At 68.6% G+C, this 25,299-nt stretch carries 32 protein-coding genes; 28 read left to right on the top strand and 4 right to left on the bottom strand.

The window, feature by feature from the left end:
- Nucleotides 1-5: 5 nt before the first annotated feature.
- From ABZZ74_RS23300 to ABZZ74_RS23250, 11 genes are all read left to right on the top strand, one after another.
- The gene (locus ABZZ74_RS23300) at nucleotides 6-161 is read left to right on the top strand and encodes a hypothetical protein (RefSeq protein ID WP_356767831.1); all 156 of its coding nucleotides are present in this window, start codon (nucleotides 6-8) and stop codon (nucleotides 159-161) included.
- Complete coding sequence (locus ABZZ74_RS23295; protein ID WP_356767829.1) at nucleotides 161-424, top strand: hypothetical protein; 264 nt, start codon at nucleotides 161-163, stop codon at nucleotides 422-424. The genes ABZZ74_RS23300 and ABZZ74_RS23295 overlap by 1 nt, the downstream gene beginning before the upstream one ends.
- A gap of 628 nt (nucleotides 425-1,052) precedes the next feature.
- The gene (locus tag ABZZ74_RS23290; RefSeq protein WP_356767827.1) at nucleotides 1,053-1,511 is read left to right on the top strand and encodes a hypothetical protein; all 459 of its coding nucleotides are present in this window, start codon (nucleotides 1,053-1,055) and stop codon (nucleotides 1,509-1,511) included.
- Complete coding sequence (locus ABZZ74_RS23285; RefSeq protein WP_356767825.1) at nucleotides 1,492-3,243, top strand: terminase; 1,752 nt, start codon at nucleotides 1,492-1,494, stop codon at nucleotides 3,241-3,243. Before ABZZ74_RS23290 ends, ABZZ74_RS23285 begins: the two co-directional genes overlap by 20 nt.
- Complete coding sequence (locus tag ABZZ74_RS23280; protein WP_356767823.1) at nucleotides 3,240-4,700, top strand: phage portal protein; 1,461 nt, start codon at nucleotides 3,240-3,242, stop codon at nucleotides 4,698-4,700. Before ABZZ74_RS23285 ends, ABZZ74_RS23280 begins: the two co-directional genes overlap by 4 nt.
- Entirely contained in the window at nucleotides 4,681-5,454 is a 774-nt protein-coding gene (locus ABZZ74_RS23275; protein ID WP_356767821.1) for a hypothetical protein, read from the top strand. Before ABZZ74_RS23280 ends, ABZZ74_RS23275 begins: the two co-directional genes overlap by 20 nt.
- Nucleotides 5,455-5,523: 69 nt before the next feature.
- Nucleotides 5,524-6,168: a hypothetical protein gene (locus tag ABZZ74_RS23270; protein WP_356767819.1), complete on the top strand. Its 645-nt coding sequence runs from the start codon at nucleotides 5,524-5,526 to the stop codon at nucleotides 6,166-6,168.
- A gap of 19 nt (nucleotides 6,169-6,187) precedes the next feature.
- Nucleotides 6,188-7,144, top strand: a complete 957-nt coding sequence (locus ABZZ74_RS23265) for a phage major capsid protein (RefSeq protein WP_356767817.1) — start codon at nucleotides 6,188-6,190, stop codon at nucleotides 7,142-7,144.
- On the top strand, nucleotides 7,144-8,178 hold the full coding sequence (locus tag ABZZ74_RS23260) for a glycosyltransferase family 4 protein (RefSeq protein WP_356767815.1): 1,035 nt from the start codon (nucleotides 7,144-7,146) through the stop codon (nucleotides 8,176-8,178). Before ABZZ74_RS23265 ends, ABZZ74_RS23260 begins: the two co-directional genes overlap by 1 nt.
- 11 nt (nucleotides 8,179-8,189) lie before the next feature.
- Nucleotides 8,190-8,606 carry a hypothetical protein gene (locus tag ABZZ74_RS23255; protein ID WP_356767813.1) on the top strand — a complete coding sequence of 139 codons (417 nt, stop codon included), beginning with the start codon at nucleotides 8,190-8,192 and terminating at the stop codon, nucleotides 8,604-8,606.
- A 29-nt stretch (nucleotides 8,607-8,635) separates the two neighbouring features.
- Nucleotides 8,636-8,986 carry a hypothetical protein gene (locus tag ABZZ74_RS23250; RefSeq protein ID WP_356767811.1) on the top strand — a complete coding sequence of 117 codons (351 nt, stop codon included), beginning with the start codon at nucleotides 8,636-8,638 and terminating at the stop codon, nucleotides 8,984-8,986.
- Here ABZZ74_RS23250 and ABZZ74_RS23245 read toward each other — a convergent pair.
- Nucleotides 8,983-9,303 carry a DUF4429 domain-containing protein gene (locus ABZZ74_RS23245; protein WP_356767809.1) on the bottom strand — a complete coding sequence of 107 codons (321 nt, stop codon included), beginning with the start codon at nucleotides 9,301-9,303 and terminating at the stop codon, nucleotides 8,983-8,985. The two genes, ABZZ74_RS23250 and ABZZ74_RS23245, sit on opposite strands and share 4 nt — an antisense overlap.
- A gap of 35 nt (nucleotides 9,304-9,338) precedes the next feature.
- Between ABZZ74_RS23245 and ABZZ74_RS23240 the strand changes: the two genes are divergently transcribed.
- From ABZZ74_RS23240 to ABZZ74_RS23160, 17 genes are all read left to right on the top strand, one after another.
- Nucleotides 9,339-9,665 (top strand): HK97 gp10 family phage protein, encoded by a 327-nt coding sequence (locus ABZZ74_RS23240; protein WP_356767807.1) that lies wholly within the window; start codon nucleotides 9,339-9,341, stop codon nucleotides 9,663-9,665.
- Nucleotides 9,665-10,057, top strand: coding sequence for a hypothetical protein (locus tag ABZZ74_RS23235; protein WP_356767805.1), 393 nt, complete (start codon nucleotides 9,665-9,667; stop codon nucleotides 10,055-10,057). The genes ABZZ74_RS23240 and ABZZ74_RS23235 overlap by 1 nt, the downstream gene beginning before the upstream one ends.
- Before the next feature lie 79 nt (nucleotides 10,058-10,136).
- Complete coding sequence (locus ABZZ74_RS23230; protein ID WP_356767803.1) at nucleotides 10,137-10,727, top strand: phage tail protein; 591 nt, start codon at nucleotides 10,137-10,139, stop codon at nucleotides 10,725-10,727.
- 89 nt (nucleotides 10,728-10,816) lie between these two features.
- Complete coding sequence (locus ABZZ74_RS23225) at nucleotides 10,817-11,233, top strand: hypothetical protein (RefSeq protein ID WP_356767801.1); 417 nt, start codon at nucleotides 10,817-10,819, stop codon at nucleotides 11,231-11,233.
- Between the two features lie 59 nt (nucleotides 11,234-11,292).
- A complete protein-coding gene (locus tag ABZZ74_RS23220; RefSeq protein WP_356767799.1) occupies nucleotides 11,293-11,643 on the top strand; it encodes a hypothetical protein in 351 nt (116 codons plus the stop codon).
- 21 nt (nucleotides 11,644-11,664) lie between these two features.
- Nucleotides 11,665-16,098, top strand: coding sequence for a hypothetical protein (locus tag ABZZ74_RS23215; protein WP_356767797.1), 4,434 nt, complete (start codon nucleotides 11,665-11,667; stop codon nucleotides 16,096-16,098).
- Nucleotides 16,099-16,111: 13 nt separating this feature from the next.
- Nucleotides 16,112-18,337: a hypothetical protein gene (locus ABZZ74_RS23210; RefSeq protein WP_356767795.1), complete on the top strand. Its 2,226-nt coding sequence runs from the start codon at nucleotides 16,112-16,114 to the stop codon at nucleotides 18,335-18,337.
- Nucleotides 18,338-18,402: 65 nt separating this feature from the next.
- On the top strand, nucleotides 18,403-19,431 hold the full coding sequence (locus ABZZ74_RS23205) for a DUF5047 domain-containing protein (protein ID WP_356767793.1): 1,029 nt from the start codon (nucleotides 18,403-18,405) through the stop codon (nucleotides 19,429-19,431).
- The gene (locus ABZZ74_RS23200) at nucleotides 19,428-20,060 is read left to right on the top strand and encodes a hypothetical protein (RefSeq protein WP_356767791.1); all 633 of its coding nucleotides are present in this window, start codon (nucleotides 19,428-19,430) and stop codon (nucleotides 20,058-20,060) included. Before ABZZ74_RS23205 ends, ABZZ74_RS23200 begins: the two co-directional genes overlap by 4 nt.
- A gap of 9 nt (nucleotides 20,061-20,069) precedes the next feature.
- Nucleotides 20,070-20,690: a hypothetical protein gene (locus ABZZ74_RS23195; protein WP_356767789.1), complete on the top strand. Its 621-nt coding sequence runs from the start codon at nucleotides 20,070-20,072 to the stop codon at nucleotides 20,688-20,690.
- Between the two features lie 58 nt (nucleotides 20,691-20,748).
- Nucleotides 20,749-21,693 carry a hypothetical protein gene (locus tag ABZZ74_RS23190; protein WP_356767787.1) on the top strand — a complete coding sequence of 315 codons (945 nt, stop codon included), beginning with the start codon at nucleotides 20,749-20,751 and terminating at the stop codon, nucleotides 21,691-21,693.
- 14 nt (nucleotides 21,694-21,707) lie between these two features.
- Nucleotides 21,708-22,706, top strand: coding sequence for an N-acetylmuramoyl-L-alanine amidase (locus ABZZ74_RS23185; RefSeq protein WP_356767785.1), 999 nt, complete (start codon nucleotides 21,708-21,710; stop codon nucleotides 22,704-22,706).
- A 31-nt stretch (nucleotides 22,707-22,737) separates the two neighbouring features.
- Nucleotides 22,738-23,118: a hypothetical protein gene (locus ABZZ74_RS23180; RefSeq protein ID WP_356767783.1), complete on the top strand. Its 381-nt coding sequence runs from the start codon at nucleotides 22,738-22,740 to the stop codon at nucleotides 23,116-23,118.
- A gap of 34 nt (nucleotides 23,119-23,152) precedes the next feature.
- Nucleotides 23,153-23,473 carry a hypothetical protein gene (locus ABZZ74_RS23175; RefSeq protein WP_356767781.1) on the top strand — a complete coding sequence of 107 codons (321 nt, stop codon included), beginning with the start codon at nucleotides 23,153-23,155 and terminating at the stop codon, nucleotides 23,471-23,473.
- The gene (locus tag ABZZ74_RS23170; protein WP_356767779.1) at nucleotides 23,436-23,648 is read left to right on the top strand and encodes a hypothetical protein; all 213 of its coding nucleotides are present in this window, start codon (nucleotides 23,436-23,438) and stop codon (nucleotides 23,646-23,648) included. The genes ABZZ74_RS23175 and ABZZ74_RS23170 overlap by 38 nt, the downstream gene beginning before the upstream one ends.
- The gene (locus tag ABZZ74_RS23165) at nucleotides 23,645-23,974 is read left to right on the top strand and encodes a hypothetical protein (protein ID WP_356767777.1); all 330 of its coding nucleotides are present in this window, start codon (nucleotides 23,645-23,647) and stop codon (nucleotides 23,972-23,974) included. Before ABZZ74_RS23170 ends, ABZZ74_RS23165 begins: the two co-directional genes overlap by 4 nt.
- Before the next feature lie 3 nt (nucleotides 23,975-23,977).
- On the top strand, nucleotides 23,978-24,142 hold the full coding sequence (locus ABZZ74_RS23160) for a hypothetical protein (protein WP_356767775.1): 165 nt from the start codon (nucleotides 23,978-23,980) through the stop codon (nucleotides 24,140-24,142).
- Nucleotides 24,143-24,261: 119 nt separating this feature from the next.
- Here ABZZ74_RS23160 and ABZZ74_RS23155 read toward each other — a convergent pair whose 3' ends face one another.
- From ABZZ74_RS23155 to ABZZ74_RS23145, 3 genes are read right to left on the bottom strand one after another with little or no spacing between them, the layout of a single operon-like run.
- Nucleotides 24,262-24,612: a hypothetical protein gene (locus tag ABZZ74_RS23155; RefSeq protein ID WP_356767773.1), complete on the bottom strand. Its 351-nt coding sequence runs from the start codon at nucleotides 24,610-24,612 to the stop codon at nucleotides 24,262-24,264.
- On the bottom strand, nucleotides 24,609-24,809 hold the full coding sequence (locus tag ABZZ74_RS23150; protein ID WP_356767771.1) for a hypothetical protein: 201 nt from the start codon (nucleotides 24,807-24,809) through the stop codon (nucleotides 24,609-24,611). Before ABZZ74_RS23150 ends, ABZZ74_RS23155 begins: the two co-directional genes overlap by 4 nt.
- A gap of 2 nt (nucleotides 24,810-24,811) precedes the next feature.
- Nucleotides 24,812-25,255, bottom strand: coding sequence for a type II toxin-antitoxin system prevent-host-death family antitoxin (locus ABZZ74_RS23145; RefSeq protein ID WP_356767769.1), 444 nt, complete (start codon nucleotides 25,253-25,255; stop codon nucleotides 24,812-24,814).
- Nucleotides 25,256-25,299: the final 44 nt, after the last annotated feature.

The raw sequence follows: 25,299 nt of genomic DNA, 5'->3' as shown, positions 1-25,299 counted from the left end.
CCGTCATGGCCAAGGGCAAGGTTCCCGCAGTACTCAAGGCGCACCAGTTCACCAAGGGAAGCGCCAAAGCCAAGGCCGCTGGCGCCAAGGGTGGAAAGGTCAGCCCCACCAGGACGGCCTCCGCCAAGACGACCGCGGCGAAGACCAAGGGCGGCAAGTGATGGCGCGCGGACGGCAGGGCAACGGCGGGCGCAGGGGCGGCGGCAACGCCCAGACCCTGCGCGACTACTGGGCCCACGGAGCAGGCGCAGCCAAGATCAGGTGGGGGACACCCGGAGACTGGTCACGCTGTGTGCGCCAGGTCAGCAAGTTCATGGGACCTCGAGCCAAGGGCTACTGCCAGCTCAGGCACATCGCCGCAACCGGCATGACCACGAGCGCACACGCCAAGCTCGTGCGCGGCGCCAGCGGACGGAAGCGGTAACGAGCGTCCATCACGTTGCTTCGCACCACGACCCGGTCGACCACGACACCAGCACGAGCGAAGCCGGCTGCGTCTGCGGACCCAGCACCAGGCCGGACCCTTGGGGTACGGGTCGGTGGGCTGGCTGCTGGTGCACGACTCCCTCGACGGCCGGGACCAGGCTGCGGGGTTGGCGCCGGCGGGCACGGGCGGGTGCCGCCCACCCAGGGTGCGTGCCGGCCTGGGCATGGCACACGGGTGAGGCAGGCGATGTGGTGATGGTCATCGTGTGTGACCTTGTCGAGTCGAGCAATCAATGATCTTCAATCGAAGATCAATTCACGAAGGTCGAAGACGCTTCGGCCAGGACCGCGGAAGGTCCAGCCCAGCCGGACCCCACGATCCGATCCAGGGTCCCAGCCGGCCGGGCCGCCCATGATCCACCCGGGGGGTTACCCCTCCCCGGCGATCTTCCCGGATCGGGGCCGTATAGCACCTGACCCTGTGTACGGGTTCCCTTGGCCCTCCCGGGCCTGGCGGAGCTGCTCTCACTGGCCGGCAGGCGGCCTTCGGCTTGCGCCCTGGTGGCGCCGGCATGCCCGCCTGCGGCCTCGTTTGTTACGCCCGTTGCGCGCCCCGGTGGCGTGCTTTGACCCTGGAGGTCTTCGTGGGCACGCATGGCCCCATCCCGAAGCGTTCCGAGGAGCGCCGCCGCCGCAACAAGGACGACGGTCCCGAACTGATCCAAGCCCCGGCCGGAGCGCCGGATGATCTGCCGGTCCTCCCGGATCCTGATCCGAATTGGCACGACATCGCCGTCGACTGGTATCTCTCACTGCGCGAGTCGGGGCAGGCGGCGTTCTATGAGCCGTCGGACTGGGCGGTGGCCCGGTATGCGGCGGAGCTGATGTCGAGGGTGCTGGACTGCTCTGAGCGAGGGCCGAACGGGCAACTGGTGGCCGCCCTCAACTCGGTGATGTCGTCGCTGCTGACGACGGAGGGCGACCGGCGCCGGGCGCGCATGGAGCTGGAGCGGAAGAAGCCTGCTGGTGCCCAACTGGCGTCGGTGAGCCCGCTGGATTCGTACCGTGACATTGCAGGGGGCTGACGAGCAGGTCCCCGACGTCGTCGAACCTTTCACGATCGGCCCGACCTGGAAGCGTGGTCCGGATGGCCGGTTCGTCCTGCCCGAGTACACGCTCGGCTGGCACTGTCTGGCCTGGACGAAGACCTACCTGCAGCACTATGTCGGGAAGCCGTGGCAGTACACGCCCGAGCAGGCCCGGCTGACGCTGTGGTGGTACGCCATGGACCCGACGACGAACCGGTTCCTGTACCGCGACGGCGTGATCCAGAGGCTGAAGGGCCACGGCAAGGATCCACTGGTCGCGACGTACTCGGCCTTCGAGTTCGTCGGCCCGTGCCGGTTCGGTGGGATCGCCGACGAGGGCAACGAGTGGGGTGTCCCGCCGGGGCAGCCGCTGGGCGTTCAGCATCCTGCGGCGTGGGTGCAGATCGCGGCGGTGTCGCAGGATCAGACGCGGAACACGATGACCCTGTTCCCGTCGATCTTCTCGAAGCGGGCGATCGAGGAGTACCGCATCGACCTCGGCAAGGAGATCATCTACGCCGACAAAGGGCGAGCCCGCATCGAGGCCGTTACGTCGTCGCCACGGGCCCTCGAGGGCGGCCGGCCGACAGCGGTCAACATGGGGGAGACCCACCACTGGCTGGAGTCGAACGGCGGCCACGAGATGGCGGCCGTCATCGAGCGCAACGCCACAAAGTCGGCGGACGGGCAGACGCGGTCGCTGGCGAACACGAACGCCTTCGAGCCCGGCGAGGACTCGGTGGCCGAGCGCACCCGGGACGCCTACGAGGCTGCCGAGGCCGGACGCGTCGTGGACGTGGGCCTGTTCTACGACTCTTTGGAAGCACCGCCCGAGGCGAAGCTGACGGATGCGTGGATCGAGCCGACACTGCGCGCGGTGCGGGGCGATTCCACATGGCTGGACATCGGCCGCCTGAAGGCGTCGATCCTCGACCCCCGGAATCCGCCCAGCCGGTCCCGGCGGTTTTGGTACAACCAGATCGTCGCCGCCGAGGACGCGTGGATGGCCCGCTACGAGTGGGATGCCTGCAAGCGTGACGGCGTGAGTCTGGCGGACGGCGACGAGGTCGTCCTCTTCTTCGACGGCTCCAAGTCGGACGACGCGACCGGGCTGTGCGCCTGCCGCCTGTCGGACGGACTCGTAACTGCGCTGGGCGTGTGGCAGAAGCCGGCGAACTGGCCGGCGCCGAACACGCCGGGCTTCGTCCCCTATCAGGTGCCGCGGGATGAAGTGCACGGTGTCGTCGAGAATGCCTTCGCCCGGTTCAAGGTGCTGGCGTTCTTCGCGGACCCCGGCTCCGGTCAGGACGATGACGGCGAGATGTATTGGGATTCCTACATCGACCTGTGGGGGCAGACCTGGGGTGCGAAGCTGGCGCTGCGTTCGGTTTCTTCCGGCCCGAAGGCGCATGCGGTGCGCTGGGACATGCGTGACTCCCGTAACCAGGAGACGTTCACGGAGGCCGTGCGGCGCACCCATGCGGACGTGCTGGAGCGGACTCTCATCCATGACGGGCACAAGGTGCTGCGCACGCATGTGATCAATGCGCGGCGGCGCACGAATCGTTGGGGCGTCACGATCGGCAAGGAACACCGCGAGTCGGCCCGGAAGATCGACCTCGCCGTCTGCATGGTGGGCGCGCGAATGCTGCGCCGAATGATCCTCAACTCTCCGAAGCGGGCGAAGAAGCGCACGCCAGGCAAGGGACGGGTGGTGGTGCTGCGGTGACCGTCTCGATCCCCGAACTGCCGCTGTTGACGCTGTCGGACGATGAACTCGCGCTGATCAACGTGCTGCGGGCGGACATGCTGCGGGATCGCTGGGCGCTGCTGTTGAGGGACGCCTACTTCAACGGCGAGCAGCTGGTGCGGGATCTCGGCATCAGCATTCCTCCGCAGCTCAAGGGCCTGCATACGGTGATCGGCTGGCCGCGGGTGGGTGTGGAGTCGCTGGAGGAGCGCCTCGACTTGGAGGCGTTCCGCTGGAAGGACGGCTCGGATTCTGCGGAGTTGGATGAGATCGCGGACGCCAACGACTTGTTCGACGAGTCGTCGCTGGCGCATCTGGACGCTCTCGTCTACGGCCGCGAGTACCTGGCGGTGGGCTCCTCCGATGACACGGATGCGCCGCCGCTGATCTCGGTTGAGTCGCCGTTGGACATGACGCTGATGTGGGATGCGCGTCTGCGGATGGGGACGGCGGCCCTGCGGGAGTGCATGGCCGACACCTTCCTCGAGTCCGGGCCGGAAGAGCGCATGCTCGTCCTGTATCTGCCGGATCAGACGGTGACTGCGCTGCCGTCTCAGTCGGGCGGCTGGGAAGTGGTCGACCGGGATGTGCACAACCTGGGTGTTGTGCCGGTGGTGCGGATGGCGAACCGGCAGCGCACCGCGGACCGCATCGGCCGTTCGGAGATCACCCCGGAGGTTATGTCGATCACGGATGCCGCGTGCCGGCGCTTGATGGGCATGGAGGTGGCCAGCGAGTTCTTCGGCGCTCCGCAGCGCTACATTCTCGGGGCGGCGGAGTCGGCGTTCCAGGATGCCGAGGGCAACGCGAAGAGTGCGTGGGAGACGTACATCGGGCGTGTGCTGGCGCTGGAGCGGGACGAGGACGGCAATGTTCCGGCGGTGGGCCAGTTCGCTGCCCATGATCCGACCGGCATGACGAAGATCATCGACTTGTATGCACGGATCATGTCGAGCCAGTTCGGCCTGCCGCCGCACATGCTCGGCTACACCACCGACAACCCGGCGTCGGCGGACGCGATCCGTTCGACCGAGTCGAAGCTCGTCAAGCGCAGCGAACGCCGGATCCGCAGGTTCGGTGCGGCCTGGCAGCAGGCGATGCGGCTGGCGTTGTGGGTTCGAGACGGTGAACCGCCGGACAAGGCGCGCCGCATCGAGACGGTGTGGCGGAATCCTGCGACGCCGACGGTGGCGGCGCAGGTGGACGCCACGGTAAAGCTCGTCCAGGCCGGGGTGTTGCCCGCGGACTCGGATGTGACGCTGGAGATGGCCGGTTTGACGGAGGGTCAGCGGCAGCGGGTCGCGGCGGACCGGCGCCGCTCGAGTGCCACGGCTGCCGGTGGCGGGCTCATGGAGCGCCTGGCCGCCCTGAACGATCAGCAGTCGTCGCCGCTTCCGTCGGCAGCGGAGGTCTCCGGTGGCGGCAACAGTCTCTGACGGGGGCCGCGATGCCGAGCGCTACCGGGCCGCTCAGCTCGGTCTGACGAGGCTGCTGGTGCGCGATGTCCGCGGCCTTCGCAGGCTGATCATTCCGGCTCGGCTGCAGGCTTCTGTGCCGGACTGGCTGGCCGCGATGAATGCGGTGATAGCCCAGTACGCGCAGGTGTCGTCGTCGCTGGCCGCGGACTTCTACGACACGCAGAGGGATGCTGCCGGTGCGAGCGGCGTGTTCGCTGCTGCGGTCGCTGATCCTCCTTCGCCGGATCACACGGACGCGTCACTGCGGTGGGCGACGAAGGATTTGTGGCCGCGCGATCCGCAGGATCCCACGACCACGGAGGCTCAGCGGCTACCGTTGGACACCCGGCTTGTGCAGGCCGAGAAGAAGGCCGAGGCGGTTGCCCAGAAGCTGGTGGCGGACACCGGCCGGGGCACGGTCCAAGGCGCCGTGCGGGCGGACCGACAAGCCGTCGCCTGGGCCCGCTCGGCATCGTTGGGCGCCTGCGCGTTCTGCAAGCTCCTCGCGGCCCGCGGCGCCGTCTATGCACGGGAGACGGTCGACTTCCGGGCTCACGACGGCTGTCACTGCATGGCCATCCCGGTGTTCAAAGGGCAGCGGTTCGAGCTGTCCGCCCATGCACGCGAGTGGGACCGGATCTACCGCGAGTACGCCGCCAACCACTCGGGAGACCAGCTCCGCCTGTTCAGGCGGGCGCTGGCCGAACACGGGCACCTCCCGGCTGCCCACTGACCCTTTTCCGACTGGCTGCCCTGGTGGCGGCCGATTCCTGTTTTCGAGCCCCTGGAGGGCCGTTTCGTCATGCCCGAAGACAACGAGACCAGCACCGAGCAGCAGACCGGCACGGAGGACGAGCAGGCCGTCGAGGAGACGGCCGGCGCCTCCGAGGAGGACGACACCAGCGAGGCCGAGGGCGCCCAGGAGGCGGCCAAGGGCAAGCAGGAGGAGCCGTTCGACCGCAAGAAGTTCGAGGCTGAGCTGCGCAAGAAGAACAGCGAGGCCGCGAATCTCCGGAAGCGCCTGAAGGATCTGGAGCCGGCCGCTCAGGAGCTGCAGCGCATCAAGGACTCGCAGAAGACGGAGTCCGAGCGGCTCAACGAGCAGCTTGCGCGGGCCACCGAGCAGATCACGCAGACGCGTCAGCGTCTGGTGCGCACGCAGGTGCAGGCGCTGGCCGCGGGCGGGTTCGCGGACCCGGAGGACGCGGTCGGTGCGCTCGATCTGGGCTCGTACATCGACTCTGACGGTGAGATCGACGAGGCGGCCATCAAGGCGGACCTCGATGCGCTCTTGGAGCGCAAGCCGCACTGGGCGAAGCCCCAGCCCCCGGAGGGCCCGCGGCGTCCCGCACCGGATCGCACTCAGGCGTCCGGAGCCAACAACCAACGGGCCAAGGACCCGGCCGACGTGTTCGCCGGGTGGCTGAAGCCGCAGCTCAAGCACTAGCTGCGAGAAGGAGACAACCATGGTGGCTACCGCCCCCCTCAAGCTCAGTGACGTCAGTGCGTCGCTGCTGCCCCGCGAGATCACGGGGCCGATCTTCGAGAAGTCCGTGGAGGCGTCGGCGGTGATGGCGCTTGCGCGCCGGGCCCCGCTGAGCATCGATGCGACGACGAGCATCCCGATCCCGATGGACGTCCCGACCGCGGACTGGGTCGGCCAGGCCGCCAAGAAGCCCCTGTCGACCGGTGGCGTCGACGTCAAGCAGATGACGGCGAAGAAGCTCGCCGTCCTCATCCCGGTCGCCGAAGAGGTCGTCATGACCAACGCGGGCGGCCTGTGGACCCAGCTGCAGAACGACCTGCCGACAGCGTTCGCGCGGGCCTTCGACCACGCGGCGATCCACGGCAAGACGATGAAGGGCGCCACCGGCCCCTTCGACGACTACCTGACCATGACCACCAACTCGGTCGCGCTCGGCACCGCCTCCCAGTCGACCGGCGGCATCTGGGCCGACCTGGTGACGGGCATGGAGGAGGTCATCGACGGCGACTGGGACTACACCGGAACCATCGCCGATCACCGGCTGAAGCCGAAGCTGCTTCTGGCCACCGACACCACGGGCCGGCCGATCCTCGTCGACACGCAGACGCCGGGCACGAACATGGCGTCGGCTGGCACGCTGATCGGCGAGCCGCTCGCCTACTCGCGGTCGGTATCCGGCAAGCAGCGCCGCCAGTCCGCATCGACGGACACGGGCTTGCGCGCGATCGGCGGTGACTTCTCGCAGGCTGCGTATGGCGTCGGCATGGACATCACGGTGCGCATCTCCAAGGAGGCCACCTACGTCGACGAGGACGGCGGCGTGCACTCGGCGTTCCAGGAGAACCTGGTGCTGCTCCTCGCGGAGGCCTTCTACGGCTACGTGCAGGGCGACGCTCAGGCGTTCGTGAAGTTCACCGGCACCCCTTCGGGGTCCTGATGGCGAGGGCTGTCCCGGCTTCCGCGCCGGGCGGGGCAGCCAAGCCCCTGAAGATCGTGGCCCGCGTTCACGCCATGCCTCCGGAGCACAACGCCGGAGCGGAGCACATGGTCGTGAGCATGCTGCGGCCACTGGTGGAGCGCGGGCATGACGTGTCCGTGTGGCTGTCGCGTTACGGCAAGGCCAGCAAGGAGTACGACTACCGCGGCATCCGAGTGGTGCCGCTTGAGTCACGGCTGGACTGGCCCACGGCGGTACGGCGCGCGGATGTGCTGCTCGCGCACCTGGAGACGGTGCCGTCGACGGCGTCCCTGGCCCGCGGCTACGGCAAGCGGCTCGTGGTGGTGTGTCACAACACGCACCTGCCGACGTTCCGTGACATGGCGGCGGGCGGTACGTCGCTGGCGGTCTACAACAGCCAGTGGATGGCCCGTGAGGCGGAGTTGTTCTTCGCCGAGTACCCGAAGTCCGTCCGCCCAGCGTCCAGCATGATCGTGCGTCCGCCCGTGTTCGCCGAGGAGTATGCGACGAAGCCCGGCAAGGCCATCACGCTGATCAATTGCAATCCGGAGAAGGGCGGCAAGGTCCTCAAGGCCCTCGCTGAACGCATGCCGGACCAGCAGTTCCTCGCCGTGAAGGGCGCCTACGGGGAGCAGATCCTCCCGGATCTGCCGAACGTGGAAGTCGTCGGCCACGTCGACGGTGCCGACATGCGCGCCAAGGTGTACGCCCGGACCAGGGTGCTGTTGATGCCGTCGTCCTACGAATCGTGGGGGCGCGCCGGCTGCGAGGCGCTGGCATCTGGGATTCCCGTGGTCGCCCACCCCACCCAGGGGCTGTGCGAAAGCCTCGGCGAGGCCGGGATCTTCGTGGACCGGGAGGACGTTGCCGGATACGAGGCGGTCCTGCGGAAGCTCGCCGTGGCGGCCGAGTACCGGCTGGCGTCGAAGCGGGCCAAGGCACGCAGCGCCGAGCTCAATCCCGCAGCGGATCTGGCCGCCTGGTGCCAGGCCGTGGAGGGTCTGACCGGATAGGAGGCCGGGGAGTGGCGTTCATCCCGCCGACCGTCGAGCAGCTCGGCCTCTTCCTGGGGCTGGACGAAATCGACGGTGACCGTGCAGACCTGCTGATCAGTACGGCCATCTCGCTGTGCCAGACCGTCGTCAAGCCGCTGCCCGAGGGCGCGGAAGCGGTGGTGCTGTCGGTGGCGGGCCGCGCCTACGTGAACCCGCAGCAGGTGTCCTACGAGACGATCGGCCCCATGTCGGTGCAGCGGCCGTCCGGTTCGGGCGGCCTGTACCTGACGAAGAGCGACAAGTCGGCGTTGAAGTCGCTGGCCGGTCGTGGCGGAGCGTTCACGGTGGATCCCACACCGGCAACGGCGGATCCGACGCCGACCTGGCCGGTGGAGAGTGTTCTCGGCTTCCCGGAGGAGTACGAGCCGGGCTGGGGCTACCTGTAATGGCGGGCCTGTACCCGTTCGGGGAGACGGTGCGCATTGTGCGAAGCGGCGCCTCCCCGGGGCGTGACGGGCGCGGCCATCCGCTGCCGGGCCCGGACGAGTCGTTCGACCTGCAGGGCTGCGTAGTCACGCCGCGGGCGGAGACGCCGCAGGTCGGCGGCCCGGAGCAGCAGGGCCGGGACACGGTCATCGTCGGCTGGACCGTGTACGTCCCGGTGAACCAGGCGGCGGCGTCGAGCCTTCCGCTGCGCACCACCGATCAGGTGATGGTGCGGGGCGTGAAGTGCGACATCACCGGCGAGCCCGGCGACTGGGGCCGTTCCCCGTTCACCGGGACCCGCGGCGTGATCCAGTTCGCGGCGGACCGGGTGACGGGCTAGCTGCGGGCCTGTTCGACGGCGGCGACGAGCTTTTCGGCGGCGTCGTTGCTCTTGTGGGGGATGGACAGGCTGTTGGGGTCCTCGTAGGGGGGCCTGCCTCCGGCCATGAGCCCGCCTTTTCCGCCCGAGGTGACGGTGCCGGGCAGCTGGAACTGCACGTATCCGTGGAAGAGCCGGCTGGCCCGCTTGAAGCGGGTTCCGGTGATGTCGGCGGCCCGCAGCCGGACGGGTGCCGGCCGCGCCCCGATGGGCGTCTTGGTGATGGTGATCCATTCGCCGTCGAAGCTGATCGTGCCGAGCACGCCTTTCACGTCCATGTCCGCCCCCTGGTGTGCGAGTTGATGGAGGGGCTATGGGAGCACGGTTCAAGATGAACCGCAAAGGTGTCGGCGAGATGCTGCGCATGCCGAGCATGCAGGCGGAGATGCTGCGCCGCGCCGAGGCCATCAAGGGCGCCGCGGTGGCCCTGTCTCCGGTCGACGAATCCAGTCCCACCCCCGGCCACTACAAGGCGTCGTGGGAAACGGACAGCACCGCACGTGGTGGCCGCCGCCGGGACCGGGCCGCCGCCTACGTCCGCAACACGGCCTACTACGCCCGCTGGGTGGAGTACGGAACCGAGCGCGTACCGGCACACCATGTGCTGCTGCGGGCCGCCGAGATGGGCGGGCGCGACTAGTGACGGCTCTCGTCGACATCGAACTCGAACTCATCACGCGCACCACCGCCAGATTCCCGGATGCTGTCGTGCGGGACGAGCTCGACAACGACCTGCTCAACGAGCTGCCCACCATCCAGATCCAGCAGATTCCCGGCGGCAGTGACGACGGGCTGCGCCTGGCCCGCATGCTCGTCGACGTCGACGTGTACGCGGGAACGCGGGCCGACGCAATCAGTCTGGCGCGTCAGGTGCACGCCTGGATGGAGGCGGAACTGCCCGGCTCGGCGGGCGACAGCGTCGTATTCGGGCGCATCCGGGCCCTGGCTCTTCCCGCCTCACGCCCCTACGAGAACACGGCACTTCGCCGCGTCGGGGCCACCTACGAAGTCTTCTGCCACCCGGTCTCCTGACCGGCCTGCGGGCCCGCGCCGGACCCTGTTTCCCTCAACCCCGCCTGTGCGGGGTTTTCTCATGCCCAGGAGACCCTTCATGGTCAACATCACTCGTGCGTCGGATCTGACGGTCATCGGTACGACCGGTGGCGGCTGGGTGGCCGACGTGGGTACGTCGTCGCCGACGTCGCCGCTGGCGCAGCCGGAGGCGCCCTGGCAGCCGCTGGGCTGCATCTCGGACGACGGCCTCGTCTACGGTTTCGACGAGGACAACCAGGAGTTCACCCCGTGGGGCCTGACCTCCCCGATCCGCACGACGATCACCAAGAGCATCCGGACGTTCAAGGTGACGCTGTGGGAGACGGCCCGCGTCGCGGTGCAGTCGGTGATGTACCGCATCCCGGTCGGCGACCTCTCCCCGGACGGCACCAGCGGCCTGACGTCCTTCGCGGAGACCGCGTCGCCGACACCGGACCGGCGGGCCTGGTGGTTCATCGTCGTCGACGGCGAAACCTCCCGCGGCTTCTACGTCCCGCAGGGCGAGGTCTCGGACCGCTCGGACGTCACCTTCAAGCAGGACGAGATGTCCGGCTACGAGGTGACGATCACCGCCTATCCCGACGACGCCGGCAACACCGTGTACCACACGGACAAGCTGCCGGTGACGCCCGCTTACACGGGCTCGTGAGACGGGTGGACGGGCCGCCACGTTGGCGCGGGCCCGGCCCGTCCACCTCTAACCCTGCCCGCGCCATCAGATAGTGAGGAGCCCGCGCCGTGGCTAACGAGCGAACCACCACCAGCAGGAAGCCGCGCACGGCGGCCCGTGCCGCATCCCGGCCCGCGACCACCCGCACACCGACGGATCCGGATGTCGACGTCGTGTCGGCAGCCGAAGCGCAGGAGGTTGAGGCGGTCAACAAGTATGTGACTGCCGTGCTGTGCGACGAGGAAGTGCGCATCATCCCGCCGGGGGCGTGGCGACAGTCGTGGCAGCGGCTTGCCGCCCAGGGGCAGATCGATGCATTCGCTCAGATCGTTCTGCACCCCGACGACTACGACCTGTATCTCGACATCGATCCCACGAACGAGGAATGGGGAGAGTTCGTCGGGGATGCCGCGGACCGGGCGGGTGAAAGCCTGGGAAACTCGCGTGGACCCGCGCCGTCGTCGAGGCGCACGCGGAGGCGGTAGAGGCCGACCTGCTGCGCTACTACCACGGTGTCGACCTGCTCGACGTGCACCGTGGCGTCATGTCGTGGCGGCGGCTGCGGGTGTTGATCCAGCAGTTGCCGCCGGAGTCGGCGACGTGGACGGCGCTGCGCAACGCCATGTCGGACGAGGAGCTCGCCGAGCAGGCCGACAAGGGTGAGCCCGAAAAGGGGCGCTGGTCCCAGACCGAGCAGCTCCTGGCCGCATCCTTGGATGCGATCCGGCGCGTCGAGTACGTGCTGATCTGCGCCAATACGGAGAAGAAGACGCAGCGGCCCGAAGCGCCGAAACCCACGCCCCGCCCTGGCGCCAAGCCGTTGCGGCCCAAGCCGCAACTGTCGGCGTCCGCCGCCGACTTCCTGTTCAACCTGACACGAGACCGCGTCGCATAGGGCGCCGGGAGGAGGCACCCGGTGGCCATTTCGGTCGGCAGCGTGGAAGTCGATGTTCTGCCCAACGCTCAGGGCATTGAGGGGCGCTTGCGGGCGGCGCTAGTTCCTCCGGCGTCGCAGATCGGTGACGAGGTCGGCCGGATCATCGGTCAGCAGATCGTCCAGCACATGACGCCTGCCATCACTCAGGGCATCAACAATGGGGCGAAAGCGGCCCGACCGGCTGCGGTTCGCCAGGGCGATGAGACGGCCGGTGCTTTCTCCCGCTCTCTGAAGGCAAGACTGGAGGCGGCGTTCCGGTCTTTGCCGAAGGCCGACGTCACGCTGTCGACGACCGGGTTCGACGCGGACATGGCCCGGCTGCGGGCCCGGCTGGAAACGCTGTCGGGCAAGCGCATCGGCATCGATGTGGATGCGGCGACCGCCCTGGCGGAGATCACCGATGTCGAGGCGCGACTGCGGCGCCTGGGTGCCGAGCATCCCAATGTGCAGGTGCGGGCCGACACCGCGGCGGCGCTGGCCCAGTTGGCGGCGCTGCGGGCCGAGGTGGATGCGGTCGACGGCAAGAACGTCGACGTCGATGCCAGCTCGGCGACGGCCAGCATCAACGGCCTGGTGTTCGCGGCGCTCGCGCTCGGGCCGGCGCTGATCCCGGTCCTGCCGGTGATTGCTGCAGGTCTGGGGGCTGTTGCTGCTGCGGGTGCGGCTGCCGCGGCCGGGGTCGGTTCGGTCGCCTTGGTGGCGATTCCGGCGTTCAAGCAGATCGGCACCGTTCTGCAGGCGCAGAAGGCGGCGCAGGAAGCGGCGACGACCGCGACCTACCGGGGCTCTCAGGCGTCCTCGCAGGGGGCGTCGAAGGCGCTACAGATGGCGGGCGCGCAGCAGGCGTTGGCGACCGCTGAGCGTAACGGGGCGCGGCAGATCGCGCAGGCTCAGCAGCAGGTGAAGCAGGCCAAGCAGGGGGTCGCGGATGCGATCGCGCAGGCGGCGCAGCGCACGAAGCAGGCCGAGCAGCAGGTGGAGCAGGCCGAGACGTCCCTGGCTCAGGCGCAGAAGGAGGCCAAGCAGGCGCAGCTGGATCTGGTGGCCGCCCGCAAGGAGGCGACCCGCCAGCTGGAGGACATGAACAACCAGCTCGTCGACTCGCAATTGTCGGTGCGGGATGCGCAGTTGCAGGTTGAGGAGGCCCAGCAGAACCTCAACAGCGTCAATGCGGCGGGTTCGAAGGCGACCGCGCTGCAGCGCCAGCAGGCCCAGTTGCAGTACGACGAGGCTGTCCAGCATCTGAAGGAGCAGCAGCTCGCCCAGAAGCGGCAGGCCGCCGATACGGCTGCGGCGAACAAGGCGGGCGTTCAGGGGTCCCAGACGTACCAGAGCGCCCAGGACAAGGTGGCGCAGGCCCAGCAGAATGTGGCGGCGCAGACGAAGGCGCTGAAGGACGCGCAGGCCAATCAGGCACAGGTGGCGGTCCAGAATGCCCGGTCGATCGCGGACGCGCAGCAGAAGGTTGCTGACGCGGAACGCAATGTGGCGACCGCTCAGCAGAACGCCGCCGATTCGATCGCTTCGGCCCAGCGGCAGATTGCCTCCGCGTCGCAGTCGGCGGCCGGGGGCGTCGATCAGGCTGCCATCGCGCAGGACAAGTACCAGGCGGCGCTGGCGAAGCTGACGCCGTCGGCACGGGACACCCTGAACGCGTTCGTGGGGCTGAGGACGGCATTTTCGGCGTGGTCGCGGTCGCTGCAGCCTGCGGTGATGCCCATCTTCACGCGGGCGCTGCTGGCGATCCGGGACACACTGCCGGCGCTGACGCCTTTCGTGCTGGGGGCCGCATCGGCGATCAAGGCGCTGCAGGACCGGTTCTCGGCGCAGGTCAAGTCGCCGTTCTGGCAGGGCTTCAAGCAGGATCTGCAGGGCAACGTCCGTCCGGCGATCATCGGCCTGGGTGTGGCATTCGGGAACGTCATCAAGGGCATGGCCGGGATTGTCGACGGGTTCCTGCCGCACATGGACGGCATCTCGTCCACGATGCAGCGCATCACGGGCCGGTTCGCGAACTGGGGCGCCAGCCTGAAGGGTTCGCCGGAGTTCGAGGCCTTCCTGGCCTACGCCTCCGAGCACGGCCCGGTCCTCGCCCGCGTCCTGGGCCAGATCTTCACCGCGTTCCTCAACGTCAGCAAAGCGATGTCACCGATCGCCGACGTGCTGCTGCCGCTGCTGGGCGGCCTGGCGGAGGCGATCGGCATCATCGCCGCGCACGCGCCGTGGTTCATCCAGCTGATCTACGGGATCATCCTGGCGACGAAGCTGTGGACGCTGGCGCAGATGGCGTTCAACTTCGTCATGGCGGCCAACCCGCTGGTGCTGATCGGCTTGGCGATCCTCGCCCTGGTCGGGCTGGTCATCTACGCCTACAACAAGTTCGGCTGGTTCCGCAGCCTGGTGCAGACGGTGTGGGCGGCCATCCAGACGGCCGCCCTGTTCGCCTGGAACTCGATCCTCAAGCCCGTGTTCAACGCCTTGGTGCTGGCTGTGCAGACGGTCGGCCGGTGGGCGATGTGGCTGTGGACGAACGCCATCAAGCCCGCCTGGGACGCGATCTCGCTGGCCGCACGGATTCTGATCACGGCGATTGTCGTGGCGCTGATCCTGCCCGGGATTCTCGCCTTCAAGGCCCTCGGGGCGATCGCGATGTGGCTGTGGCGCAACGCGATCAAGCCCGCGTTCGACGGGATCGCCATGGTCGCCCTGTGGCTGTGGCGCAACGTGTTCAGCCCCGTCTTCACACTGATCGGCAACAAGGCGCGCTGGCTCTACACCAGCGCGATCAAGCCCAGCTTCGACTTCATCATCGCCGTCGCCAAGGCGATGTGGGAGCAGTGGCTCAGGCCGATCTTCCGCGCCATCTGGGGCGGCATGCAGACGGTTGGCGGCTGGGCGAGGTGGCTGTACAGAAACGCGATCAAGCCCGCGTTCGACGGGATCGTGTGGGTGGGCAAGACGGCCTGGAAGTACGGCATCAAGCCGATCTTCGACGGCTGGAAGCTGATCATCCAGGGGCTCGGCGGGATCTTCCGTGATGCGGTCGGCGCCATCAAGTTGGCCTGGGGAAAGCTGGAAAGTGTCTCCAAGAAGCCCGTCCAGTTCGTCGTCGACACCGTCTACAACAACGGCATCGTCGGCGTCTGGAACAAGGTCGCGAGCGCGTTCGGCGCCCCGAAGCTGTCGAAGTTCAAGTTCGCCTCCGGCGGCATCATGCCCGGCTACACCCCGGGCCGGGACGTCCACCAGTTCGTCTCGCCAACCGGCGGCATGCTGGAACTGTCGGGCGGCGAGGCCATCATGCGGCCCGAGTTCACCCGGGCTGTCGGCTCCGGGTTCGTCTCCACGATGAACGCGATCGCCAGCTCCCGGGGCGCGCAGGGCGTGAAGGCGGCCCTGGCGCCGGTGTTCGGCGGCAGCGCACCCGTGTCCACCGACCGCTCCCTGCGCTACGCACGGGGCGGCATCATTCCGTCGCAGTCTTTCGCGGACGGCGGGATCTTCGGCTGGATCGGCAAGGGCATCAACAAGATCTCGGGAGCCGGATCGGACGTGTGGAACGCCATCAAGAAGGGCGCGTCCTGGCTGGGCGACACCCTGGAGGCGTCGGCGCGGGCCGGCGTGAAGAACGTCGTCAACCCGCTGCTGGCGAAGTTCCCGGGCATGGACACCGGCTTCGGCCGGCTGATCCGCCACATCCCGAACCGGATCATCGACGCCCTGTTCGGCTACTCGAAGGAGGCCGACAAGAAGGGCGCCGGAGGGATCGGCGGCCCCCGCATCCAGGCGGCGCTGACCTGGGCGAAAACCCAGGCCGGCAAGCCCTATCAGTGGGCCGGAAACGGCGATCCCAGCTGGGACTGCTCCGGGTTCATGTCCGCGATCGAGTCCGTCATCCGCGGCCAGAAGCCCCACCGGCGGTGGGCGACGATGGCGTTCTCCGGGAAGACGGCCCCGCCCGGGTGGGTGTATCACGGCAACTCCGCATTCCGCATCGGCATCACGAATGCGGGCGTCGGCCACACCGCGGGCACCTTGGGCAAGACGAACGTCGAGTCCCGTGGCGGCGACGGCGTCGTGGTCGGCTCCCGGGCCCGCGGCTACAACAACAAGCTGTTCGGGTCGTGGTACGGGTTCATGCCCGGCAAGTTCGACAGCGGAGGCTTCCTGCAGCCCGGCATGAACCTGGCCTTCAACGGCACGGGCAGGCCGGAGCCGGTCCTGACGGCCGCGCAGTGGAACGCCATCACCGGCGCCTCCGTGCGCGGCAGCGACGGAGCATCCGGGCCGGCCAGCTTCCAGGGCGACCTGTACCTCGACTCGGGCGAGTTCCTGGGCAAGGTGCAGGGCGTCGCAACGCAGGTCATGCACGAGGGCCAGCAGCAGCTCATTTCCGTACTCAACGCGGGCTGAGAGGAGGATCCCCTTGTCGATTCCCGGGAACTTCCTCTCCGCCACGACCGAGTCGGTCGACCCGAACACCTCTGGCTGGACGAGCAAGCTCAACTGCACGATCAGCAAAGGGACCGGAGGGCGGAACGGAGACGGGTGCCTCGCCGTCAAGAGCGTGGCAGCGGGCGAGATCCAAGCCCGCACCGTCTCCTCCTACCCGGTCACAGCAGGCGTCGTGTATTACGCGTTCTCCGACACGGCCGGGCAAGTCCCGGAACGGATCGGGATTCGCTGGCTCAACACCTCGGGCACCGAGCTGGCCGTCACCTGGTCACTGACGACGATGGCCTCCTCGACGGGCTGGCATCGCGTCAGCGTGGCAGGCGCCGCTCCGGCTGGTGCTTCGCAGGCCCAGGTGCTGCTGTCGTCGACGGAGACCGCGGCGAATGTCTCCCACTTCTGGGAGAACGTCTACCTCGGCCTGCCGAAGACGACGCTCGGGAATCTCCTGCCGTTCAACACGGAAAGCTCGGAGGTCGACGCCACATCGTGGGCGGCGGTCGTCAACGCGACCGTGTCCCGGCAGGTGCCGGTCATCTCGTGGGCCGTCGACAACTATCTGGGCGGCGGCCAGGTTCTGGCCATGACGGCGGTCGCCGCGGGCAACGCCTCGGTGCTGGCCGTGGACCGGCCGACGGTGACGCCCGGCACCGAATACCTGGCCTACGCCTACCTGCAGCCGCCGGTCCTCACCTCGCAGGCATGGATCGAGCTGCGGTTTTTCGACATCAACGGCAACCAGGTGGGGGCGCAGCGCTCCACGCTGGCGCCTCCGGCGACAACCGGCATGTACCGGCAGCGGGCCTCCATGGTCGCCCCAGCGAACGCGGCGACGTGCAGTGTGGCGGCCGGGCTGGATTCGGCGTCGGCCGGGCAGGTGCTGCGCCTGGAAACCGTCGTGGTGACGGTTGCCCCGCAGTTGCAGGCCGGTTCGGTGCTGCCGTATGCGGACTCGTCGTTCGAGCAGGGCGTCGCCGGATGGACGGTGCCGTCCGGAGTGGCGACGCTGGCCCGCACGACCCCGTGGGGCGCCAGCTACTTCGACGGCTCCTACGCCCTGGCGATAACCTCGGCGACGGCGACCGCATCCACCCTCCGCTCGGCGAAGTTCCCGGTTGTTGCCGGGGTGAACTGGCGGGCCCAGGTTCTCGCCCATCCGGCGGCCGGCTCCTGGTCGAGCGCGCTGGTGCGGGTGCACTGGTACGACGCCGCCAGCACTGATCTGGGCACGTCCACGGGCAATGCTTGGTCGCTGCCGGGGACGGCCTGGTATGTGCTGTCGTCGGATGCGGTCGCCCCGGCGAACGCCACCAAGGCGGCGGTCGAGCTGGTGGTGACAGCGTCGGCCACGGCGAGCGTCCTGCACGTCGACCAGATCGTGCTGTGGCAGGTGCTGCCGCAGACCACGGTCGAAGCCGTCGACGACGGCGGCTACATCCGGCTCACCCTGCGGGAACTGGTCCTCGACGACGAACTGTCGGTGTGGCGGGTGCAGCAGGACGGCTCCCGCACGCTGGTGCGCGGCGAGGACGGCCTCATCGACCATCAGGTCATCACCTCAGACCTGATGATCATCGAGGATCATGAGGCGCCGCTGAATACGCCGGTCTACTACGTGATCACCCAGTACCCGCCCGGCTCTCTCACCGGCAGCACCCGCACCAGCAGCCAGGTGACCGTCACCCTCGACGACATCAACCTGGCCTGGCTGAAGGACCCGTCGAACCCGCAGCGCAACATGCGGGTGATGGTGGCCAAGGCGCCGGACTGGCAGCGGCCTGTCGACCAGTCGACATTCGTGGTCCGCGGGCGCCGCAACAAGGTGGTCCTCTCCGGGAAACGGCAGGGCCTCGAAGGCGACCTGAACGTGGTCACTCGCTCGGACGACGAACGCGCCGCCCTCCACCTGCTCCTGGACTCCGGCAACGTACTGCTGTGGCAGGCCGCACCCGGCATGGGCGTCGACGACATGTACGTCAACGTCGCCCAGGCCAACGAGACCCGCATCAGCACCCTCGCTCAGGAAACCTGGCGGACCTGGACGCTGCCCCTCACCCAGGCCGACATGCCCGTTCAGGCAGGCGTCAACGGTGCGGCAGGCCGCACCTGGCAGGACGTGCTCACCGAGTTCGACACCTGGCAGGACGTCCTGGGCACGTATGCCACCTGGGAGGACGTGCTCCTCGACCGGCGGGGGTGAGCGTGTATCCCGTATCGGAACGGTTCCTGGCCCGGCTAGCCGAGAGCCACACCCCTATCACGCGGGTGCAGCTGTTCCTGACCGACGGCCGGGTCGTGGACGTCGAGCACACCGGCGGCAGCGTGACCGTCGACCGCGGCCAGGCCACCCGCCGCACCTGCTCGGTCACCACCGCTGACCCGTCCCTCATCCCTCGCACCGCAGCAGATGAACTCGCCACCTACGGGGCCCGGCTGCGCATCAGCCGCGGAGTCGACTACGGCGACGGATCCAGCGAGCTGGTGCCGCTGGGCGTGTTCCGCCTCGACTCGGTCGACGGAGACGTCACCCAAGGACCGGTCACCCTGACCGGCAAAGACCTGTCGATCTGCCTCGCCGACGACAAGTTCACCACCCCCTACACGGCCACCGGCACCGTCGTCGGCGCCATCACCGCGCTCGTCCAGCGCAGCCTGCCCACCGCCGACGTCCTCTCCCTCATCACGGACGCCCCGATCGGGTCACGCGCCTACGACCTGCAGGCCGACCCGTGGGCGGCCTGCCAGGAGATCGCCGCCGCGGCCGGCGCAGAGGTGTACTGCAACGCTGACGGCGTCTTCGTCATCGCCGTCCTGCCCGACCTGACCACCACACCGCCGGTGTGGGCGATCGAAGCTGTCGAGGGCGGCGTCTACATCACAGCCACCCGCGGCATGTCCGCCGACGGCGTCAAGAACGGTGTCCTCGCCTCCGGGGAGAACACCTCCGACAATGTGCCGCCCGTATCGGCGCTGGCCATCGACAGCGACCCCAACTCGCCGACGTACTGGTACGGGCCGTTCGGCCGCCGTCCCGACTTCTACTCGTCGTCGACGCTGATCTCAACTGGCGCCTGCCAGCTGGCCGCTGGCTTGCGGCTGGCGCAGATGAAGGCACCGAACGCGTCCGGGGACATCAGCAGCCTGCCGAATCCGGCACTGGAGCCGGGCGACGTCCTGCGGGTGACGCACGAGGACGGCAGCCGCGAACTCCACCAGGCCGCCTCCTTCTCCGTGCCGCTCGACGTGGGCGGAGAGTTCCCGATCACGACGATCTCCGCGAAGGAGGACGCGTGACGAAGTCGCCCCATGCGTCCGCCCGTGACCTCGCCTGGGCTGTCGCGCAGCGGGCGAAGCGGGTAGGGGAGCAGTCCGCGAAAGTCCGCGGAGCCGACTGGCGCACCGCCATTGTCACCGCCGTCGGCACCGACGGCACCGTGACCGCCGACGGTCTGAAGTGGCGCCGCATGGACACCTACCAGGCGCCCTTGGTCGGCGACGTCATCGCCGTCTCCCAGTCCAGTAGCGGCAGCCTCCTCGCCTGGGGTCGCACCGCCGGTGCCGGCGACCCGGTCGGGGCGTGGACGGCCATCCCTCTTGCCTCCGGGTTCACCAGCACCCACACCGTGTTCGGGCCGGCCCAGTACCGCATCCTCACCGCCTACGGCGGCACGCGGGTCGAGCTGCGCGGCAGTGTCGACTGCACGTCGTCGGTGACCGCGCAGACCGCGTGGAGCAGCGCACTTCCGGCGGCGGCACGTCCGAGCGTGGCCCGCACCTTCCTGGGGCGCCGCAACTACAGCACCGACACCAAGGGCGTCGCGGTCCTGGAGATGGCCACCAGCGGCGTCATGAACGTCTTCGGATCCGCTTCACCGTCGCAGACCGACTGGTTCGCCCTCGACGGCTGCCACTACGACCTTTGAGGAGACGTCGTGCCTACCACGGACGACTACGGGCAGGGCGTCAACATTGCCGCGCTCACCGACGCCCCCGACGCGAGCAAGCTCGCCAAGGACATCGCCAACGCTCTCGCCCCCCGCAGTGTGATGCGTTTCGCGTCCGCCTCGGAGCGCGGCGCCACCCTCGTCGGCTCGCAAGCCCCCGTGGAGGGCATGGCGACGTGGCTGCGGGACGTGAAACGCCTCGAGGTGTACGACGGCTCGGCGTGGGTGGTGCCGCCGCAGCCCGTGACCACGACCACGTCGGGTGCGACTGCCGCCAGCGGCTTCACAATGATCAACTGGGAGGGCTGGAAGGCAGGCCCTGTCACCACCATCAACTTCGCCTGCGCGCGCACCGGCTCCAATATTTTCTCCGACAAGGTCGGCTCCATCCCCGACACCACTATCGGCACCCTGCCCGCCGGCTGGCGGCCACCAGACACCATCTACGCCTGCGTAGGCGACGGTTTCGGCAACGGCGAATGCGCCATCACTGCTGCTGGCGTCATCTCCATCCGGTCGTGGTCCACCAACGCCAGCGGATCCACCACCACCGGCGGCATCATCAACGGCCGCAACCTGCGCGTCACCTCGACGTTCATCCAGCCCTGACCCCAACACCCCGCGCCCCGGCCCCACCCGGGTGCTCTCGCACGCCCCGGGAGGGCACTTGACCCGCAACATCACCTTCCGGCCCGGGATTCTGCCGCCCGAGCCCGGCCGCCCGCGCCTTCGCCTGCGGGACTTCCTCACCGGCGAGACGCCCGCCCCGGCAGTGCAACAGCCGCCGGCCGCGGTCGACTACGAGTCCGGCATTGACTTTCCGATGTACGGCAACGACGTCTGCGGCGACTGCGGCCCCGCAGGCTGCGGCCACGTCGTCCAGTCGCTCACCACCTACGGCCAGGGCAAGACCGTCACCGTCACGGAGGACACTGTCCTCGGCTTCTACTCGGCGATCAGCGGCTACGTGCCCGGCGACCCGTCCACGGACGTCGGCGTGAACCTGCAGGACATGTTGCAGTACTGGCGCAAGAACGATTTCGGTGGCCACGAGATCCTCGCGTTCGCCGAGGTCGACATCTCCAACCCGGCCGAAGTGAAGCTGGCGATCGACCTGTTCGACGCCGTCATCACCGGCATCCGACTGCCGCAGTCCGCAATGGACCAGTTCAACGCACACGAGATCTGGGACGTCGTGCGCGGCTCGCGGAACCTCGGCGGCCACTGCGTGCCCTTCTTCGGCTACGGCAACGGCCTGTACAAGGGCGTCACGTGGGGCGCCGTCCAGGCCATGACCGAAGCCTTCCGCCGGAAGTACGTCGGCGAGGGCTGGATCATCATCACCCCGGACTGGCTCAACGCGAAGGGCCAGAGCCCCACCGGACTGGACCTCTACGGCCTCGGCCAGGCACTCGCCGCCCTGACCGGCGACCCGAACCCCATCCCGAAGCCCCAGCCGGCACCTGTTCCTTCCCCTCCTCCGCGGCCCACTCCTTCTCCAGTTCCTGCAGTCGATCCTCGACTGGTTCAGGCGGCTGCTCTCACCCGGCAGGCGGACGAACTGATGCAGGAGTGGGCGCGAGAGAACAACGCCACTCCGAACAGGGGCTGACCATGGCAACTCCGATGACGGCCACCCAAGTGGTCCTGCAGCTCAAGAAGTGGGGTCTCAAGTACGTCGAGATCCCCGGATGGGCCACCCACAACCGTGAAGGCCACGGCGCGTGGGGACCGGTGAACGGCTTCATCTGGCATCACACCGGCGCCGACGTTTCCGACGCCAAGACGTATGCGGGCAGCACCCTCTACAACGGCATCAGCGGTCTGCCGGGCCCGCTCTGCCACTTCTCGATCGGCCTCGATGGCACCGTCTACCTCGTCGGCTGGGGCCGCGCCAACCACGCCGGCGGCGGCGACCCGGCCGTGCTGCAGCACGTCATCAACGAGGACTACACCGGCCAGCTGCATCCGACGCTCGGCAACGCCAACGGCGTGGACGGCAACGCCCACTTCTACGGCGTCGAGATCCAGTACTCGGGCAGCCACCAAATGGCCGCGGCCCAGTACGCCGCGGCCCGCCGGTTGTCCGCGGCGATCCTCGACTTCCACGGCTGGACGGAGAAGTCCGTCATCGCGCACGGCGAGTGGTCGTCGGACAAGTGGGACCCGGGCTACGCCCCCGGCAAGATCATGGCCATGCCGGCGGTGCGCGCCGACGTGAAGGCCACCCTCGACGCAGGCCCCCTTCAGGAGGACGACGTGGCGCTCACTGACGCCGACATCAAGAAGATCGCTGCAGCGGTCTGGGCGGCGGACAGCATCCCCGCCGCACGGCCGCCCGTCAACAACGACGACTACTACAAGGCTGACGGGAAGACCCTCAACAACACCACCTGGACGCCCGGTTACTCGCTGCAGACCGCGGTGGAGGGCGTCCGGAAGGGGCAGCAGGCGGTCGGCGGCGTGGCCGCGGACGTCGCGCACGTCAAGGCCGCCGTGGACGCCCTCTCGACGGGCGGTGTCGACCTGGATGCGCTCGCCGCGAAGGTCGCCGCCGCGCCGGGCCTGACCGACGCCATCGCGGAGAAGGTCGCCGAGAAGCTCGCCGCCCGGCTCGCCGAATAGTCACCCCTCAGCTCACAGAAACGAGAACCCCATGAAGATCTTCGGCAGAGAGCCCGTCTACATCCTCGGCTTCATCGCCGCCCTCCTGCAGGCGTTGTCCGCGTTCGGAGTCGACATCTCCGCCGGCACGCAGACCGCGATCAACGCCGTCTCCGCGGCGGCCGTCGGCGTCATCACCGCGATCGTGCTGAAGAACGGCGCGCTGGCCGCGATGCTCGTCCAGTTCGCGCAGGCCGTCATGTCCCTCTGCGTCGGCCTCGGCCTCGACTGGTCCGCCGACCACCAGAGCAAGGTCATGGCCGCGATCGCCGCGCTCATCACGCTGTGGCTGCGGGAGAAGGTCACCGCGCCGGTGCCCGAGACCGCCCTCGAACGGTCCAGTCCCGTGAAGGCGGGCCCGGCGGGCATCTGACTAGGTGGAGGGGTTACGGCTGGGGGAGGGCGCGGTGAGTGAGGTCTTCGGCATTAACGCGAGCGACGCCGGGCTGGGCGCGCTCCTCACCCTCGTCATCCTGCTCATCCTGACGGGCAAGCTCATCCCCCGGCGTACCCACGAGGATGTCATCGCCGACCGCGACAACTGGCGAAGCGCCTACCTGGAGTCCGAGAAGGCCCGCAAAGTCGAGCACGAACAGACCGGGGAGCTACTGGAGATGGCGAGACTCGGCGGCCACATCCTCACCGCACTGCCCCACCCGGGGCACGCGGACGAGGAGGGGGTGAGCAGCGGTGACCGCATGGATCCGTCGCCTCATACACGGTCGTGACCGCACCGAGCAGCGCCCGTCCGAGGCCGCCCTGGAGCAGGCCATCGCAGCCCGCGAGCAGGCAGAAGCCCGGCAGCCCGTCGTCACGGCGGTCGCCGCGAAACTCCGTCGCGCCCGCGAGGAAAACCATTTCCGTGAGCGGATCGAGGCCGCATTCAGAGGAGCCGCGCAATGAGACACCTGGGCGTCGACGAGTGGGTGAACGTCGTCATGTCGGCGCTGGCCACTCTGGTGTGCGCCGTGTTCGTGGTGGTCTATCACGTGAGAGCGCCGTGGTGGCGGTCCGAGGTGGGCCGCAATCTCGTCGGGTTCGCCGCCGCCGTAGGGGCGTTGTGCCTCTATACGGTCCTGGCCACGATCTGGCAGGACGATCCGTGCGCGCTGATGGCTCTGCGCGGCTTCCGCGATCTGGTGCTGGTGGCGGTGATCGGGCTGATGGTGCAGCGGACCCGCCTGCTGGTGAAAGCTCAGCGGGAGTCCCACGATCGAACTGGAGTGTGACCCATGCCTGAGCCGCCTGTAGAGCGCCCGCAGCGCCGCGACACCACGGCTGCTGACGCCGGCTCACTGGAACGCCTGGGCCGCATCGACCCGCAGCCCGTACCGGCACCGAGCATCAGCCCGTTCCTCGAACCCGACCTGCCGCCGGCTCCGGTCGACGAGGCGTAACCGAACGCCGCCGCCCCCGTTCCTCTCGCTGCCTGACGGCGGCGGGGGAGCGGGGGCGGCTTCGTTGTGCGGCTACAGTTCGGGGAGGTCCCCGCCTGGTAACGACAGGCGGGGACCGCTCACCTCTCGGCGGGCTGGCGTTCGACGCAGCGATGAGCCGGAAGGCTGGCTACGTTGTCGGTGCGGACCAGCGCGCCGCAGTCGGCGCAGCGAATCCGTCCCGTGTGCTGCCAGTCCCGTTGTGCGGCGATGACGAGGCAGGCGCCGCACCACTGCTGTCCGGGCTCGTCCAGGGCGACCGGCACGTCGCGCGTTCCGGCCGGGAGGGCGATGCCTTCGTCGTTGCTGCAGGCGATGGGGTGGAAGTCGCACTCGCCGTCGCACCGGTGGCCGTCGGCGAGGAGATGCGAGAGCTGAATCGTTCGACCGTGGTCGTCGCGGGTGCGCTCCGGGGTGGCGAGCATCGTCATCCCTCCTCGTTGATGCGCTGTGCAGTCTTGTACGCGGCGAAGGCGCGGGATCCTCCCGCCTGACTGGCTTCCTGCAGGTGCTCCGCGAGGGCCAGGGGGTCCTTCGCCGTTACGCCATCGGGGATGCGCGCTGCGCCAGCGGCCAGACGGTCGATGGCCTGCGTGATGGTCTCCTGTCGACTGGGTTTGGTCGGCATGCTCAACTCTCCTTGTTCGTGTGGCGCTTGCGGATGCGGTTGGCCTTGGCCTCGTTTTCCCACCCGGCAACCAAAGCCTTGGTGTAGTCGTCGCCTGGCGCGAGATAGACGAACAGCATGGCCTCTCCGATCGTGTCGGCGTCGGCGTCATCGATGCGCCACTCGACTTGTTCCACGATCCAGGTCTCTTCGGCCTGGCCGTTTTCGCGTCGCACGATGTCGCCCTTGCGGGGTACGCCCGGGAGGCGCTCGAAGGTCTCCCGGTTCGCCGGAAGCAGGAAGATGACCTCAAACCCTTGAGCTGGCTTGACCGCCTCGGCGGGCCCGACGACGGCAACCGTGCGGCCGTGCCGGGTGAGTTCGATGATCTGTCCGGTGTCCCGCACGTGATTGGCGATGTCGCCGAGCTGTGCGCGTGCGGCTTCGATGCCGTAGGACTTCTCCATGAAGAGACCTTAAGGGGCTTAAGGTAGTGATCGCAAGGGTGCCC

It is taken from the genome of Streptomyces sp. NPDC006476 (assembly GCF_040612015.1).
In the GTDB taxonomy this organism is placed as follows: Bacteria; Actinomycetota; Actinomycetes; order Streptomycetales; family Streptomycetaceae; genus Streptomyces; species Streptomyces griseorubiginosus_B.
The sequence above is the reverse complement of the archived record's forward strand: the minus strand, read 5'-3'. Positions and strand labels throughout refer to the sequence as shown.

Bases quoted from the DNA above. Each gene is read 5' to 3' on its own strand.
- ABZZ74_RS23150 (WP_356767771.1), bottom strand. From the start codon at position 24,809: ATGCCGACCAAACCCAGTCGACAGGAGACCATCACGCAGGCCATCGAC.
- ABZZ74_RS23245 (WP_356767809.1), bottom strand. From the start codon at position 9,303: ATGGACGTGAAAGGCGTGCTCGGCACGATCAGCTTCGACGGCGAATGG.
- ABZZ74_RS23295 (WP_356767829.1), top strand. From the start codon at position 161: ATGGCGCGCGGACGGCAGGGCAACGGCGGGCGCAGGGGCGGCGGCAAC.
- ABZZ74_RS23265 (WP_356767817.1), top strand. From the start codon at position 6,188: ATGGTGGCTACCGCCCCCCTCAAGCTCAGTGACGTCAGTGCGTCGCTG.
- ABZZ74_RS23165 (WP_356767777.1), top strand. From the start codon at position 23,645: ATGAGACACCTGGGCGTCGACGAGTGGGTGAACGTCGTCATGTCGGCG.
- ABZZ74_RS23220 (WP_356767799.1), top strand. From the start codon at position 11,293: ATGTCGTGGCGGCGGCTGCGGGTGTTGATCCAGCAGTTGCCGCCGGAG.
- ABZZ74_RS23270 (WP_356767819.1), top strand. From the start codon at position 5,524: ATGCCCGAAGACAACGAGACCAGCACCGAGCAGCAGACCGGCACGGAG.
- ABZZ74_RS23185 (WP_356767785.1), top strand. From the start codon at position 21,708: ATGACGGCCACCCAAGTGGTCCTGCAGCTCAAGAAGTGGGGTCTCAAG.
- ABZZ74_RS23180 (WP_356767783.1), top strand. From the start codon at position 22,738: ATGAAGATCTTCGGCAGAGAGCCCGTCTACATCCTCGGCTTCATCGCC.
- ABZZ74_RS23155 (WP_356767773.1), bottom strand. From the start codon at position 24,612: ATGACGATGCTCGCCACCCCGGAGCGCACCCGCGACGACCACGGTCGA.
- ABZZ74_RS23300 (WP_356767831.1), top strand. From the start codon at position 6: ATGGCCAAGGGCAAGGTTCCCGCAGTACTCAAGGCGCACCAGTTCACC.
- ABZZ74_RS23230 (WP_356767803.1), top strand. From the start codon at position 10,137: ATGGTCAACATCACTCGTGCGTCGGATCTGACGGTCATCGGTACGACC.
- ABZZ74_RS23160 (WP_356767775.1), top strand. From the start codon at position 23,978: ATGCCTGAGCCGCCTGTAGAGCGCCCGCAGCGCCGCGACACCACGGCT.
- ABZZ74_RS23240 (WP_356767807.1), top strand. From the start codon at position 9,339: ATGGGAGCACGGTTCAAGATGAACCGCAAAGGTGTCGGCGAGATGCTG.
- ABZZ74_RS23145 (WP_356767769.1), bottom strand. From the start codon at position 25,255: ATGGAGAAGTCCTACGGCATCGAAGCCGCACGCGCACAGCTCGGCGAC.
- ABZZ74_RS23260 (WP_356767815.1), top strand. From the start codon at position 7,144: ATGGCGAGGGCTGTCCCGGCTTCCGCGCCGGGCGGGGCAGCCAAGCCC.